Source organism: Microbulbifer sp. A4B17, from assembly GCF_003076275.1.
GTDB lineage: Bacteria > Pseudomonadota > Gammaproteobacteria > Pseudomonadales > Cellvibrionaceae > Microbulbifer.
Genome location: NZ_CP029064.1, coordinates 3,856,560 through 3,870,065, shown reverse-complemented (window position 1 = coordinate 3,870,065; position 13,506 = coordinate 3,856,560). Strand labels below are relative to the sequence as shown.

At 53.9% G+C, this 13,506-nt stretch carries 14 protein-coding genes and 1 other RNA gene; 9 read left to right on the top strand and 6 right to left on the bottom strand.

All coding sequences use genetic code 11. The annotated features are described in order from the left end of the window. Nucleotides 1-25 precede the first annotated feature (25 nt). From BTJ40_RS17010 to BTJ40_RS17000, 3 genes are all read left to right on the top strand, one after another. Nucleotides 26-421 carry a ClpXP protease specificity-enhancing factor gene (locus BTJ40_RS17010; protein WP_108735312.1) on the top strand — a complete coding sequence of 132 codons (396 nt, stop codon included), beginning with the start codon at nucleotides 26-28 and terminating at the stop codon, nucleotides 419-421. Nucleotides 422-556: 135 nt separating this feature from the next. After that, on the top strand, nucleotides 557-1,744 hold the full coding sequence (locus BTJ40_RS17005; protein WP_108734209.1) for a diguanylate cyclase: 1,188 nt from the start codon (nucleotides 557-559) through the stop codon (nucleotides 1,742-1,744). A 107-nt stretch (nucleotides 1,745-1,851) separates the two neighbouring features. After that, nucleotides 1,852-2,475 (top strand): Yip1 family protein, encoded by a 624-nt coding sequence (locus BTJ40_RS17000; RefSeq protein WP_108734208.1) that lies wholly within the window; start codon nucleotides 1,852-1,854, stop codon nucleotides 2,473-2,475. Nucleotides 2,476-2,514: 39 nt separating this feature from the next. Here BTJ40_RS17000 and BTJ40_RS16995 read toward each other — a convergent pair whose 3' ends face one another. Further along, nucleotides 2,515-4,422 (bottom strand): M48 family metallopeptidase, encoded by a 1,908-nt coding sequence (locus tag BTJ40_RS16995; protein WP_108734207.1) that lies wholly within the window; start codon nucleotides 4,420-4,422, stop codon nucleotides 2,515-2,517. Nucleotides 4,423-4,425: 3 nt separating this feature from the next. Further along, nucleotides 4,426-5,022 (bottom strand): LemA family protein, encoded by a 597-nt coding sequence (locus BTJ40_RS16990; protein ID WP_108734206.1) that lies wholly within the window; start codon nucleotides 5,020-5,022, stop codon nucleotides 4,426-4,428. A 176-nt stretch (nucleotides 5,023-5,198) separates the two neighbouring features. Between BTJ40_RS16990 and BTJ40_RS16985 the strand changes: the two genes are divergently transcribed. After that, a complete protein-coding gene (locus BTJ40_RS16985; RefSeq protein WP_108734205.1) occupies nucleotides 5,199-6,389 on the top strand; it encodes an acetyl-CoA C-acyltransferase in 1,191 nt (396 codons plus the stop codon). A gap of 71 nt (nucleotides 6,390-6,460) precedes the next feature. Here the strand turns inward: BTJ40_RS16985 and BTJ40_RS16980 are convergent, their stop codons facing one another. From BTJ40_RS16980 to BTJ40_RS16965, 4 genes are all read right to left on the bottom strand, one after another. After that, on the bottom strand, nucleotides 6,461-7,051 hold the full coding sequence (locus BTJ40_RS16980) for a BON domain-containing protein (RefSeq protein WP_108734204.1): 591 nt from the start codon (nucleotides 7,049-7,051) through the stop codon (nucleotides 6,461-6,463). Nucleotides 7,052-7,054: 3 nt separating this feature from the next. Continuing rightward, nucleotides 7,055-7,645 (bottom strand): SIS domain-containing protein, encoded by a 591-nt coding sequence (locus BTJ40_RS16975; RefSeq protein WP_108734203.1) that lies wholly within the window; start codon nucleotides 7,643-7,645, stop codon nucleotides 7,055-7,057. Nucleotides 7,646-7,709: 64 nt separating this feature from the next. Continuing rightward, nucleotides 7,710-8,072, bottom strand: coding sequence for a YraN family protein (locus BTJ40_RS16970; protein ID WP_108734202.1), 363 nt, complete (start codon nucleotides 8,070-8,072; stop codon nucleotides 7,710-7,712). Further along, nucleotides 8,059-9,972, bottom strand: coding sequence for a penicillin-binding protein activator (locus tag BTJ40_RS16965; RefSeq protein WP_108734201.1), 1,914 nt, complete (start codon nucleotides 9,970-9,972; stop codon nucleotides 8,059-8,061). The genes BTJ40_RS16970 and BTJ40_RS16965 overlap by 14 nt, the downstream gene beginning before the upstream one ends. A 39-nt stretch (nucleotides 9,973-10,011) precedes the next feature. Here BTJ40_RS16965 and rsmI point away from each other — a divergent pair, with 39 nt between their 5' ends. From rsmI to ftsL, 5 genes are all read left to right on the top strand, one after another. Continuing rightward, entirely contained in the window at nucleotides 10,012-10,854 is an 843-nt protein-coding gene (rsmI, locus tag BTJ40_RS16960) for a 16S rRNA (cytidine(1402)-2'-O)-methyltransferase (RefSeq protein ID WP_108734200.1), read from the top strand. A gap of 59 nt (nucleotides 10,855-10,913) precedes the next feature. After that, nucleotides 10,914-11,270, top strand: an RNA gene (gene rnpB / locus BTJ40_RS16955) — RNase P RNA component class A. Between the two features lie 463 nt (nucleotides 11,271-11,733). Further along, entirely contained in the window at nucleotides 11,734-12,177 is a 444-nt protein-coding gene (mraZ, locus tag BTJ40_RS16950; RefSeq protein WP_108734199.1) for a division/cell wall cluster transcriptional repressor MraZ, read from the top strand. Nucleotides 12,178-12,189: 12 nt separating this feature from the next. After that, nucleotides 12,190-13,122: a 16S rRNA (cytosine(1402)-N(4))-methyltransferase RsmH gene (gene rsmH, locus BTJ40_RS16945; RefSeq protein WP_108734198.1), complete on the top strand. Its 933-nt coding sequence runs from the start codon at nucleotides 12,190-12,192 to the stop codon at nucleotides 13,120-13,122. Beyond that, complete coding sequence (gene ftsL, locus BTJ40_RS16940; RefSeq protein ID WP_238152040.1) at nucleotides 13,112-13,402, top strand: cell division protein FtsL; 291 nt, start codon at nucleotides 13,112-13,114, stop codon at nucleotides 13,400-13,402. The genes rsmH and ftsL overlap by 11 nt, the downstream gene beginning before the upstream one ends. Nucleotides 13,403-13,506 lie beyond the last annotated feature (104 nt).

The window sequence follows — 13,506 nt, the reverse complement described above, 5'->3', positions numbered from 1 at the left end:
GGGAATACTGGTGAGCAAGCCGGCCATGACATCCAATCGTCCCTACATTCTGCGGGCGTTTTACGAGTGGATAACCGATAACCGGTGCACTCCATATATTCTGGTTGATACACACCTCCCTGGTGTTCTGGTACCGCAGCAGCATGTAAACGATGATGGTCAGATAGTTCTGAATATCTCGGAGTCAGCGGTTGCCAGCCTGACCATGGATAACTACGCCATCAGGTTTAATGCTCGTTTTGGCGGTGTGCCGACGGATATTCAGGTTCCAGTGGGGTCTGTGGTCGGCATCTATGCGCGGGAAAATGGACAGGGAATGGTATTTGAGGCCGAGGAAACTCCAGAGCCGCCAGAGCCTACACCGCCTACCAGTTTGGGTAAAAAGTCGGTTAAAAAGCCGGCATTACGTGTCGTCAAATAACGTTCCCTTTCTCTGGCAGGGCGAAACCCTGTAGCCCTGCCAGCCCCCTTTCCTTTTTTTCTGTGATCCAGTTCCGGGTATGCTCTTGCTCTAAGTCTGTATAATGGCGCGTTATATTTTATTGCCGCAAATCTCATGCCGCCGTATCTTCAATGGCTGCGCTTTATCTGGCTGCCAGGGATGCTTCTGGTGCTTCTCGTTGCGCAGTATCTTCCCTGGATCGATCTGACCCCCTTATACAGCCCACAATTTCCAATTTTACTGCTGGGGATGGCGGCGTTGCTCGGTTTTGGTTTTCGCTCGAGCCGGGTGGTGCTTGCAGCGCTGCTTATTATGGCTCTTTACATGGCGGCCAGTTCTCAGCTTCTACCCGGCTCACCCAGGGAGCTTCCGCTTTTTCTCTCATTGGTCGCGGTTAATTTGGTACTATTTACCTGTAGCCGAGACCGCAGTGTATTCAGTATTTTTGGGGTGCTATGGACTCTGCTCTTACTGGCTGAAGGTGTGGGTTTTGTCCTGCTCTACGATTGTTGCTCTCCCCTGAGACTGGCTTTCCCTATCGAAAATTTACCTGGCTGGTTGTCCAGATTTGCCCCCGAGTCATTTTCGCTGCCGCAACTCGTTGGCAGTGTGTCTGCAGTTGGTGCCTTCGCCTTACTTTTCCTCTATCCCGGTCCCACTGCAATGGGTCTTTTTAGTTGCACACTTTTGCTGCTGTTTAGTGTTTGGATAGAGCTTCCCCTCGAATTTACCGGGTCTGTAGCGGGAATATTATTGGTTGCATCGCTACTTGGAGCCAGTTATGAGTTGGCGTTTCGCGATGAATTGACAGGGCTTCATTCCAGGCGGGCTTTTCGCTATCAGATGCTGACACCTGCATGGAATTACAGTATCGCCATGGTGGATATAGATTATTTTAAGAAATTGAATGATCGCTATGGCCATCAAGTGGGGGATCAGGCTTTGCAAATGGTTGCTGTCCAGCTCGTCCGTCATGCTAATGGTACTGTGTTTCGCTATGGAGGAGAGGAATTTGTTATTTATCTTCCGGGGCGAAATCGCAAGGCGAAAGAGGCCCAGCTGGAAGCGTTGCGAGAAAAAATTGCATGCTATCCGTTGCGTCTGAGATCGTCGGGGCGTATCTCAACAGGGGTGTCACAGAGAGGTAAGGGTGGGGGAAAACCTCTAAAAATTACCGTGAGTATTGGTGTTGCCCACCGCAGTAAAAAGCTTAGGAAACCTGAGGGTATCCTCAAAGCGGCTGACCAGGCGCTGTATAAAGCAAAGAGAAATGGGCGAAACTGTCTGTCTGTTCACAGCTGATATAAATCAAGTAAATTTGAAACTGACGCTTAATTCCCTTTTGGCATTGGTCAATCTGTTGCGCGCCACCGATACTGCAAAACAGGGTATTAAAAGGGAGATTTGGCGTGCGGTTACTCAGTCATACAATAGGTATTCTTACCAACCCCGAAAAAGAGTGGGAGGCGATACGCGCTGATCGACACTCATTTTTTGAAGTGTTCGTAACCCATGTGCCGCTTTTAGCGTTGATTCCTACTGTTGCCGGTTACTTTGGTGTGACCCGAGTGGGTTTCCAGGTTGGGGGGCACCTTGCAAAGCTGACGCCGGAGAGCGCGGCTGTTCTGTCGGTTGTCACCTATTTTGCGTTGCTGGTTGGCGTCTATTGCCTCGGTGAGTTTATCAACTGGATGGCGCGGTCCTACGGTGTTGAGGGTGATGAACCCACACGCCACTACGAGGGCACGGCACTTGCGGTGTTTATTACTACACCAATTTTTCTGGCTAGTATTGTCGTCCTTTATCCACATCCCTGGCTGACAATGGCATCAGTGGGTATTGCTGGGATGTATTCGATTTACCTGGTCTTTGCCGGTATTCCGATCCTGATGAATATGAATAAGGATCGGGCTTTTCTATATGCTTGCGCTGTATTGACAGTCGCGCTGGTAATGATGGTTACGGTGCTTATTGGCTCAGTAATTCTTTGGAGCGTGGGTATTGGGCCGGTTTATCAGCATCATGTTCCATGATGGCTCGCAGCGCCGTCCTCTGCGTCGGCGCTATCGATATTAGTAAGTCTTGTTGATAATTGGAGGCATTGGGCAGTCCAGGCTGTCAGCGACGGCTCTCAATAATTCGATTTCTTCCGCTTTAATAACGCCGTTGTGATTTAAGGTCGTCACTATCGCTTTCAGCAGGTTAGGTTTTTCCAGGGGTGGAATAAGGCTGGCGATGGCAATGGCTTTGTCCAGTCTCGGCAGGGTGATATCAGCGATACCGGGTAGCGGGGTTATTTCAAGGCCGAGAGCAGTAAGTCCCTTCTCATAAGCACGCTTTGCTGGGAGATATTGGCTGTTTCCCGCGTGGGCTATAGCGGCAATGATAAATCGCGACGCATCCTTATTGGCATTTTTGTTGGAGGAAAGGCGCTGTTGATCTGGAGCGCCGTCGAGTGCGTGCATCAAAACCCTATAAAGGGCCCACTCCCAAACTTCTACTTTCCCATCGCTGTGGAGAAGCTTAATCAGATTTCGCTTAAAAACCTGATACTGTTGGGGAACAAGGGCGCGCAGAGCAGGGATGCACAGGTCAATTAATACGAGGCGGGCGCTGCCAGGCATTGACTCCATATGCGGTTTAAGTCTTTGCATCTCCCGGATAACAGCGGGGTGGGCAATTTTCTCCAAAAGCTGCAGCTGCTTGTTTCTCTCGATTTTCTCCTTGTGTAAAAGAAGAAAGTAAACCAGCGCCCGGGCTGTAAAGGGTTCGTGTGCAGCCTGTTGGATCAAGATCGGGATGGATTCCAGCAGCTGGTGCCCAAATTCGACTTGGTGTGTATCTGGTTTAGTGATGCTGTTGTCGATCGCATCCAGTGCGACCTGAAAAGGAGTCGTAGGAGCAACCATGGCTAGCTGCGCATTTTTCGGATCTTGGGATATTGCAGTCTGCATTTCACTGTACGCCTGTTTTTCTGAATTGGCGAAGTGGCCACTCCAGGTGGGCTCCAGCCTCTTGATGCGCACAGCTAGCGGAGGATGAGTGGCAAAAAGGCTGAGCAAAGAACGTTTCACCCCAACTGCAAAAAGCATGTGGTTGAACTCCGCGGTGCTGGGGCTGCTTAGCTCCGAGCCTGAACTGTGGCCACCGATCTTTTTCAGTGCGTTGGCAATGCCGAGGTTGTTGCGGGTAAATTGTACTGCAGAGGCATCGGCAAGAAATTCTCGCTGCCGGTTGACCGCAGCCTTGATCAGGTTACCGGTCAGTGTGCCGATATAGCCAAGGGTGATCAGGATTATTCCAAGGCCCAGTAGAGGGAACCTTAACGGGGTTACACGTTTGTGTGGCGCAGGACTTCTGACCAAAAGTTGCCCCAAAAGCCCAATAATTAAGATTCCGTGCAGGAGTCCAGTGATCTGGGTGTTAAGGCGAATGTCGCCGTTCAGAATATGGCTGAACTCGTGGGCGACAACTCCTTGCAGCTCTTCTCGTGTGAGTTTTTCTAATGAGCCTCGCGTCAGACCGATAACAGCGTCGGTCGGGTTTTGGCCTGCGGCAAATGCATTGATTGCTCCATCTTCGATGATATAGACATCGGGCACCGGGATACCCGCTGCGATAGCCATTTCCTCTACGATATTCAGTGCGCGCTTTTCCCGGTCACTTCTCGCAGCAATATTGAGTTTGTGTCCGCCAAGGGATTCGGCCACAGCTTTCCCCCCGGGGGATAACTGATGGAATTTGTACAGGCTGCCCAAGGCAACAATGATGGCGATGGCAAAGGCTATTGGTGCGAGGGTTTCCCAGCCCAGAACCTGTACAACTTCCGAGGGGAGAAAGGGCTGGCCGCGGGATAGTGATACCATCGCAGCTGTAGCCAGAGTGCTCAGGGCAATCAGGGTAATAAGCGCCAGACTAAATAAGAAAACCAGTAAGCGACTGCTTTGCTTGGCTTTATCCTGATGAACATAGAAGTTCATGGTTTAAAACTCGATTTGTGGGGCGACTTGCAGGGTTTCTGAGTCTGAAAACTCAAGCAGTTTGGCGTTGGCCCTGTGCCCGAATAAGCCGGCCAGGAATACCGGTGGGAAGCTCTGCTTGTAGATGTTGTAAATGGTGACGCAGTCGTTAAAGGCCTGGCGGGCAAATGCCACCCGGTTTTCGGTGCTGTTTAGCTCCTCGCTGAGTTCGGCGAGGGTTTGGTTGGCTTTCAGTTCCGGGTAGGCCTCAATCACCATATTCAGGCGGCTTAATGCGTTGTTGAGAAACCCCTCGGCGCGGCCGAGCTTATCGATTGCGGCGGCATTAGTGGGGTTTCTAGCGGCGGTTTTGAGGTCTGAAATCGCGGTATTTCGCGCACTGATAACCGCTTCCAGGGTTTCCCTCTCGTGATTCAGGTATGCCCTGGCACTTTCTACCAGATTTGGTACGAGGTCGTGACGTCGCTTTAACTGTATTTCAATCTGCGCAAATGCGTTTTCGCTGTGGTTTTTGAGTGAAACCAGTTTGTTGAAAATACTGATGATGTAAAACAAAAGTGCGGCAATGGTTACCAACACAATAAGTCCCGTAGACCCCATGGCGCCTCCCTATATATCCCTGTTAATGGCGTAAATAGTAACACGATAGGCTGATACTACTGTGCATCCGTCGCACGCCTCTGGCGGAGCGGGGTGGCGCTTCGGCTATAATGCGGCGACATTAAAACAATTGCCGCCACTACATTGATGGCGGCACAGAACTTGGAGCAGCCAGAATGAGTGATGTAACTTCGGACCCCGTGGTGATTGTCGGAATGTCGCGTACGCCGATGGGCGCTATGCAGGGCAGCCTTTCAGCCCTTACTGCCCCGCAGTTGGGAGCAGCGGCAATTCGCGCAGCCCTGGAGGATGCGGGTGTGGCACCTGCCGATGTGGATGAAGTACTTATGGGTTGTGTGCTGCCGGCGGGCGTTGGCCAGGCTCCGGCGCGCCAGGCATCTCTGGGGGCTGGAATCCCGGTGGGTACTCCCTGTACCACCGTTAATAAGGTCTGTGGCTCCGGAATGAAGACGGTGATGATGGCCCGCGATGCCCTGCTTATGGGCGAGGGTAAGGTTATCGTTGCTGGTGGTATGGAAAGTATGAGCAATGCGCCTTATCTGCTCGCCAAGGCTCGCTCTGGTATGCGTCTGGGTCACGGAGAGGTCAAAGACTCCATGTTCCTGGATGGCCTTGAAAATGCTGCCGATGGCAAGCTGATGGGCACTTTCGCTGAATCTACCGCAGATAAGTACAATTTCACCCGGGAGGAGCAAGACGCTTTTGCCCTGGAATCCCTGGCGCGCGCCCAGGCTGCGATTGAAAGTGGAGATTTTGCTCGTGAAATTGCCTCAGTCACGATTGCCTCCCGCAAAGGTGAGGTTGAGGTTAGCGTTGACGAGGCCCCAGGCAATGCCCGCCCGGATAAGATCCCTCAGTTAAAGCCAGCATTTCGTAAAGATGGCACCGTAACTGCAGCGAATTCCAGCTCAATTTCCGACGGTGCTGCAGCGCTGGTGCTGATGCGCAGAAGCGAAGCTGAGAAGCGTGGATTGAAAGTTCTGGCGGTGCTCAAAGGTCAGTCCCAGTTTGCCCGTGAGCCCGAGTGGTTTACCACAGCCCCGGTCGGCGCTATGCACAAGCTGTTGGAAAATGCTGGTTGGTCAGCTGCGGACGTGGATCTTTTCGAGATTAACGAGGCATTTGCAGTAGTGACTATGGCTGCTATGCGAGAACTCGATTTGCCCTGGGAGAGGGTTAATGTTAACGGCGGTGCCTGTGCCTTAGGTCATCCGCTGGGTGCCAGTGGTGCCCGGATCCTGGTAACCCTGTTGGCGGCGATGGAGAAGCGCAATGCCAGGAAAGGCGTGGCGAGCCTTTGTATCGGGGGTGGTGAGGCCACGGCGGTTGCTATTGAGCGCGTATAAATTGCATGTTTGATGGCCAATAAAAAACGGAGGCGGTTGCCTCCGTTTTTGTTTGCGAAGTGCGGGAAAGGTTAGTTGATGTATTCCACTGCTTTCACAACTTTCTGTACCCCGCCCACTGAGCGGGTTACCTCTGCCGCTCGCTCTGCCTCGGCGGGTGTCAGCAGTCCCATCAGATACACTACTCCATTCTCTGTCACGACTTTGATACGGCCACTGTCCACTTCTTTATTGGCGAACAGGTTGCTTTTCACTTTGGTTGTCAGCCAGGTATCGCTGGTGCTGGCCAGCAGGGTGACCTGACCGCGTACCTGGATTTCGTTGTAGACCTGGCGGACATTCTGCACCTGCTCCGCAGTGCGCCCAGCTAATAAGCGCAGCTCCTGGCTGGGCACCTGGCCGGTGAGCAGAACGACACCGTTAAAAGAATTGATATTGATATTTGAGGTTTTCAGGTCCGGGTGGGCCTTGTTAATATTAACTGTGGTCACTGTCTCGATGCGTTGGTCATCAATATAGGTGCCAAAAGATCGCTCGCCAGGGTCCTGCTGAATGGGGCCGTCATGGGTGGCCTCCAATAGGGTGCTACATCCCGCTAGCAAAGTGGTCGCCGCGAGGGCAGCCAGTAGATATTTCCCCAGGGTCAACTTTTTGTTGTTCATCGTTTATTCCTCGTAGCCACCAAACAAACTACTGTCGATTAGGTCGCACAGGCAAAAAATAGTCAGAAGGTGTACTTGGTGTACCTCTGCTGCGACATCGGATGGCACTCGGAGTTCAATATCGTGGGTATCCAGAAGCGCGGCGCAGTCGCCGCCATCACCACCGGTGAGTGCGAGTATGCCCATATCCCGATCCCGAGCTGCACGCATGGCCTGAACCAGGTTTGAGTCGCGCCCGTCGCTGCTGATAATCACGAGAAGATCACCGGGTTGCCCCAGGGCGCGAACAGGGTGTGCGAAGGTGTCCGCACCGCCGTGGTTTGAGGCAACGGTTCCCATGGAAACGCCGTCGCTATTAAGCGCCATTGCCGGCAAGCCGGGGCGCTCGCGTTGGAACCCACCCGTCAGTTGCGAGCTAAAACTCTGCGCCAGGGCGCCGCTGACACCATTGCCACAGAGCAGGACTTTGCTCTCTGCCAAGAGAGTATGCACCACCATTTCACTGGCTTCTGCTATCAGCGGGGCCAGTATCTCGCCAGCGTTCATTGTGGCTTCAAGGCTGTGGTGAAAAAGGGTTACGACTCGCTGTTCCATTGTGTCCTTAATTCAGGCGAGCTAAAACTCACCATAACTTGACGGGGTAAATCTCGGTTTCGCCTCAGGCTTCGAAGGCGTTTTTAATCCACTGAATGTTTTGTGCATCGCCGTCTATGGCAAGGACATCGAAGCGGCACGGACAATCCAGTTTTTGTTGCTGCAAATAGCGGCTGGCAGTGGCCAGTAGCTTGGCTTGCTTGCGTGAATCCACGCTGGCTGCGGCCCCGCCGAATTTGCTCTTGCGGCGAAAGCGCACCTCCACGAACACGACAGTATCGCTTTCACGGGCGATAAGGTCTATCTCTCCGTGTGAACCGCGATAATTGCGCTCCAGCAGAGTTAGCCCTGCGCGCTTTAAATAGCGGGCTGCGGCAGCCTCCATTTGGCTGCCGACAGTGCCGCTTGAACCCTTAAAAAGCCTCACGATTCCCACTTAACTCGATCGGCTCTCGCTGTGGCAGCTGGGGCTCGACGGTAGTGATGGGCACCGGCACCCCTTTGTCGATTCGCGCCCACATTTGCTCGCGGACTATGCGGCCATCGGCACTCAGGCTCAGTGCGCCGGTGAGACCGTGCATTTTCTGTTCCGGGAACTGGCGCAGCATCGGTAAGCGCGGGTAGAGGCGGAAGGCATCGGCACCGAGGGCATAGAGTCGGGCAAAAGCCGGTGCGGGCGACGCCTGCTCCTCGATATCCTGCTTGGTTTGATTGCTTTCAAACAGCCAGGGAAGAGCGGTAAAGCGAATACCGTTCATGTCCCTGTCGCGATTGCGATTGATGCTGCCACCAAAGACATGGGAGGTAGCGTATACGGGCAGGTCACTGGCGTAGTAGTAGGTCAGCATAGGGTTGAGCTGGCGCGCCTGCTGGGGTTGTGCTGCCAGGAATACCATATCGACATCGTCACGGCGTCTGGGGGTAAATTCCAGCTTTGCCGCCAGGCGACTCTGCAATTCCTTCTTGCGCGCGTTACTGGCGGGAATTAACAGGGAGTCGCTGACCAGAGCCGAGAACTTGCTGTTGTCCTTAAACGTCCGGCGAATGCTAATGGAGCCACCGAGGCGCAACCACTCTTCTTCAAATGCTTCAGCGCCGCGCTGTCCCCAGCTATTGTCAGCGGTGAGGACCATTGCCTGTCGTTTGCCCTGCCGGTAGGCGTGCTGGGCAATTTGCCGCGCTTCATCTTCAATTGCCAGGCCAAACTGGACCAGGTCGGTGGTCAGACGCCCCTCATCGCCATAGTTGAGGGCGAGGGTGGGTACCGGCAGCTTTTCGGTGGCGAGCAGGTTGGCCACTTTGCTCTTATCCAGGGGGCCAACAATCATCTGCGCGCCGGCATCTACTGCGCTCTGGTAAATTTCCTCGAAAGGCTGATCGACCCCGGTGTCGTAGACCATCACTTTTGGCGTGGCGCCGCCAGCATTCAGGGCGGTGTAGTGGGCGGCCATAAAGCCATCCCGGATTGCCCTGCCGGCGTTGCCCAGAGGACCGGATAATGGCAGTAGCAGCGCCACGCGGTCCGCCCGCTGGGTAGCTAACTGCTCAAGTAACTGCAAGGCCTGGGGCGGATGAGCGTTGGCGCTATGGGCCGGCCAGCGCTCTCGCCAGCGGCTGAGGGCGGTCAACTGTGAGCTGATGTCAGTTTGAGTATCGCGGCCTAAGAGAGCCAGCTGATACCAGGCGCGCATCTGGGTGTCGTTGCTTTGGGTGGCACGGGTCTGTAGCTCACTGGACGGCAATTGCGTCAGGAGGTGCCAAAATCCGTTGTTATTCTCAGTGATCGCTTTATCGGACCGGGCAATATAAGAAATTTCCCGTCGCTCATTGATTGCGCTGTCCAGGTTGCCCAGAAGCCCCCACAAATCGGCGCGAAGGGTGCGTAAGGGCAGAGCGGTCTCTTGTGGCAACTGCGGCCAAACATTTTCCAGGCGTGGAGAGGCCGCCAGGTCTAGGGCCTCAAAGAAATCGTCGTCTGCAGCGAGCAAACGGCCATAGACCTGTGCATAGCTGGCAAAGAGATTGTCATCCAGCTGTTCAGGGGTAATTTTGATTACCGCCTCTTTTGCCGTCTCTTTATCCCCGAGCTCGTATAGAATAGCGGCCGCTTGCAGGCGCTGTTGATCCCGTGCCGGCGCCGGCAGGGTCTCGGCACTGCGCAGCATGCGCACAGCTTCACTGCGACTGGCATTGTGTCCGGCCGAGTAATTCGGCTGGTAAACGTTTGGCCGGGAAGCCGGTGTCTGGCAAGCAGCCAGTGCTACTGCCAGTGAGGCAGCTGCCATTCTGGTGATTACAGTAGAGGTGCGCCGGGAAGAGGCGGACATAATCTTCTCCCGCAATATTTATATTTGGAGTGAACAACTATGGGGCCGGATCAGGCGCTGCTTTACATTGTCGCTACGCCCATTGGTAATTTGGCCGATATGGTACCGCGAGCGATCGAAGTTCTACAATGTGCCGATCTGGTTGCGGCGGAGGACACACGTCACAGTCAGCGATTATTTTCCCATTTTAATATCGATACGCCACTAATGGCATATCACGATCACTCGGATGACAAGCGCACAGAGCAGATTTTGCAGCGCTTGGAGCAGGGCCAGACCATTGCCCTGATTTCCGATGCGGGCACCCCGCTGATCTCAGATCCCGGTTATCGCCTGGTACGTGAAGCCCGGGAGCGTGGAATCAAAGTCTCCCCGATACCGGGGGCTTGTGCTTTTGTCTCCGCACTGAGCGCCGCCGGACTCCCCAGCGACAAGTTTAGTTTCGAGGGATTCCTGCCGGCTAAGTCCGGTGCCCGTGAGCGAGCTCTACAGGAGTTGGCCAGTGATACCCGTACCCTGGTGTTCTACGAGGCCCCTCACCGGGTTGCCGACACTTTGGAGGCAATGGCGGCCGTGTTTGGCGGCAATCGCGAAGCGGTGATAGCCCGCGAGGTCAGCAAGGCCTTTGAAACTTTTCAGTTGATGCCTCTGGCAGAGTTGGTTGAGTGGGTCCGCGCTGACAGCAACCAGCAGCGCGGTGAGATTGTTTTGATGGTGCGTGGTGCGGAGCGCTCTCGTGACAGTGAGCTGGATGGGGAGGCGCAGCGTGTGATGTCACTGTTGCTGGCAGAGTTACCGCCGAAAAAAGCGGCTGCGATCGCTGCAGAAATAACCGGGGTTAAAAAGAAAGTCCTGTACAACTGGAGTCTGGAGCAAAAATAAGGCATCGATTGCTGCAATTGCCTGTTGCAATCCGCTTGTCGCCTCTTTACTCTTCGCCGCGAGCTGGCCGGGCAATCGCTGTCGCCTTGTGCGATGGAGGAAAGTCCGGGCTCCATAGGGTGGAACGCCAGGTAACGCCTGGGGGGTGTGAACCTACGGAAAGTGCAGCAGAGAGTAGACCGCCGATGGCTCCTTTTTTGGGAGTACAGGTAAGGGTGAAAGGGTGCGGTAAGAGCGCACCGCGCGGCTGGTAACAGTCCGCGGCACGGTAAACCCCGTTCGGAGCAAGACCAAATAGGCCCTCTACAGGTGTGACCCGCACTGAGGGCGGGTAGGTCGCTTGAGGTGTCTGGCGACAGGCATCCCAGATGAATGATTGTCCTCGACAGAACCCGGCTTACAGGCCAGCTCAACAATTTTAAAAGCCCGGCATTTGCCGGGCTTTTTTGTTAGGTTTTGGCGGGCTATGCTGATTCTGGCGGCCTGATAGTCCCTTGTCGTTCGCTTATTTCTTTCCATTTTCATTCGGCGTGAATCCCTTTCTGGCTAAAAAAAATTGAATAACTGTTAGGGGATCAATCGTGCCAGATAGGGCTGTTCCCATCAGTTTCGATGTGCCAATATGCGCCACTTCTCTGTAGGCCGCGATTTTACAAGGGGTTATGGGGACTTTGGGGTCGAATTCCTTGACTTTGTGTCGACCAGTTTTATAGTGTCGAAAGTGGGAAAAAGTGGAAAATCGTGGAAATTTGTGGTTTATTCGCGATAAGTAAGTGGGCGTTCACACCGCCTGGTTAAAATCGAACATCTTTTTCCACTGGCCCGCCACAAAGGCGTGAGTCACGAGAGTCGCGATCTCCAAAGTGAGTACCACTGAAAGTGTATTTGGGCAGCCACGCAATCAATATGGACGCAAAAGGGCGTCTGGCAATACCGGCGCGCGTTCGCGACAGGCTGGTAGATGAGTGTGGGGGTTGCTTGGTGGTGACGGCCCATACAGAGGAGCGCTGCCTGCTGGTATACCCGTCGCCCCAGTGGCAGCAGATTCTCCCGAAGATAGAAGCCTTGCCCAGTTTTAACAAAGTGGCTCGGCGCGCTCAGCGCCTGCTGATCGGGTATGCCTGTGAACTGCAGGTGGATGGCAACGGCAGGGTATTGATTCCGCCAACTCTGCGTGAGTACGCGGGGCTGGAAAAGAAATTGATGTTAGTGGGCCAGGGGAAAAAGCTGGAGCTCTGGAGTGAGGAGCGCTGGATGTCCTGGCTCGATGATAGTGAAGACGAAGAGGGTATGCCTGAGGAAATGGCATCCCTCTCTTTATAAGGGGAGTACCGGGTGTCTCAAGAATTGCATCGCAGTGTGTTGTTACGCGAGGCCGTAGACGCTCTGGTGACTGAGCCGGATGGGTTTTATATCGATGGCACCTTTGGCCGGGGTGGGCACAGCGCCTCAATCCTTGAGCACTTGGGGCCCAATGGTCAGTTGGTAGGGGTGGATAAAGATCCCCAGGCTGTTGAATTTGCAGAGCAGCGGTTTGCCGGTGAATCCCGTTTTTCCATTTGGCATGGGTCTTTTGCCGATATGGATAAGGCTGCCGGGCAAGCTGCCGGTAAGGTCAGTGGAATATTGCTCGACCTGGGAGTGTCTTCGCCACAACTGGATCAAGCCGAGCGCGGTTTCAGTTTTATGCAGGATGGCCCGCTGGATATGCGTATGGATACCAGTCGGGGTATCAGTGCAGCGGAGTGGGTTAACACTGAGGCCGAGGCCGAAATGGTCCGGGTGTTTAAGGAGTACGGAGAGGAGCGTTTTGCCCGTCGAATGGCTGCTGCCATTGTAAAGCGCCGGCTGGAAAAGCCATTTGAGCGCACCCTCGATTTTGCCGAGGTTGTGAAAGAGGCGAATCCGGCTTGGGAAAAAGGTAAACATCCTGCTACCCGGGTATTTCAGGCTATCCGTATCCATATTAATGGCGAGTTGGATGATCTGCAGAGTGCATTGGATAAATCCCTGCAGTTACTGGCACCGGGTGGACGTCTGGTGATTATCAGTTTCCACTCTCTTGAAGACCGAATGGTGAAGCGTTTTATTCGGGAAAAAGAGCGCGGTCCCCAGTTGCCTCGTGGCCTTCCGGTTATGGATAGCCAGATAGCCAAGTCGCTGCGTTCAGTGGGCAAAGCGGTGAAAGCCAACACTGCAGAACTGGATGAAAATCAGCGATCTCGCAGTGCAGTAATGCGAGTGGCAGAAAAACTGGGTGGAAACTGAGTTTATGTCCGGCAAGGCTCTGCTTGGAATGGGAGTGATGTGGGTAGCGGTAATCCTATCGTCGCTTTCGGTTATTCAAAGTACCCAGCAAAGTCGGGAGTTGACCGCTGAGTTGGGTAAGGCGCAAAAAGCCCACGATGAGTTGCGCTACGAGCAGGAGCGTCTCCTTTTGGAAAAAAGTGCCTGGTCTGCCTATAGCCGGGTCGAACAGGTCGCACAAGAAAAATTAAAAATGCACATGCCTGCGCCTTCGGAACAGGTACTGGTGGTAGTGGATTAAACCCTAGCTGCCATCAGGTGAAGACGTAATTACCCCACTGTTTGCCCGGTGGGGTTTCTGCGTTTGGGGGCTTTGGCCTTTAAATAATTATAAAGAGTTTTGTA

Coding starts and splice junctions, on each gene's coding strand:
- BTJ40_RS16985 (WP_108734205.1), top strand. CDS start 5,199: ATGAGTGATGTAACTTCGGACCCCGTGGTGATTGTCGGAATGTCGCGT.
- BTJ40_RS16995 (WP_108734207.1), bottom strand. CDS start 4,422: ATGAACTTCTATGTTCATCAGGATAAAGCCAAGCAAAGCAGTCGCTTA.
- BTJ40_RS16965 (WP_108734201.1), bottom strand. CDS start 9,972: ATGTCCGCCTCTTCCCGGCGCACCTCTACTGTAATCACCAGAATGGCA.
- BTJ40_RS17010 (WP_108735312.1), top strand. CDS start 26: ATGACATCCAATCGTCCCTACATTCTGCGGGCGTTTTACGAGTGGATA.
- BTJ40_RS16975 (WP_108734203.1), bottom strand. CDS start 7,645: ATGGAACAGCGAGTCGTAACCCTTTTTCACCACAGCCTTGAAGCCACA.
- BTJ40_RS16980 (WP_108734204.1), bottom strand. CDS start 7,051: ATGAACAACAAAAAGTTGACCCTGGGGAAATATCTACTGGCTGCCCTC.
- BTJ40_RS16990 (WP_108734206.1), bottom strand. CDS start 5,022: ATGGGGTCTACGGGACTTATTGTGTTGGTAACCATTGCCGCACTTTTG.
- rsmI (WP_108734200.1), top strand. CDS start 10,012: ATGGGGCCGGATCAGGCGCTGCTTTACATTGTCGCTACGCCCATTGGT.
- BTJ40_RS17005 (WP_108734209.1), top strand. CDS start 557: ATGCCGCCGTATCTTCAATGGCTGCGCTTTATCTGGCTGCCAGGGATG.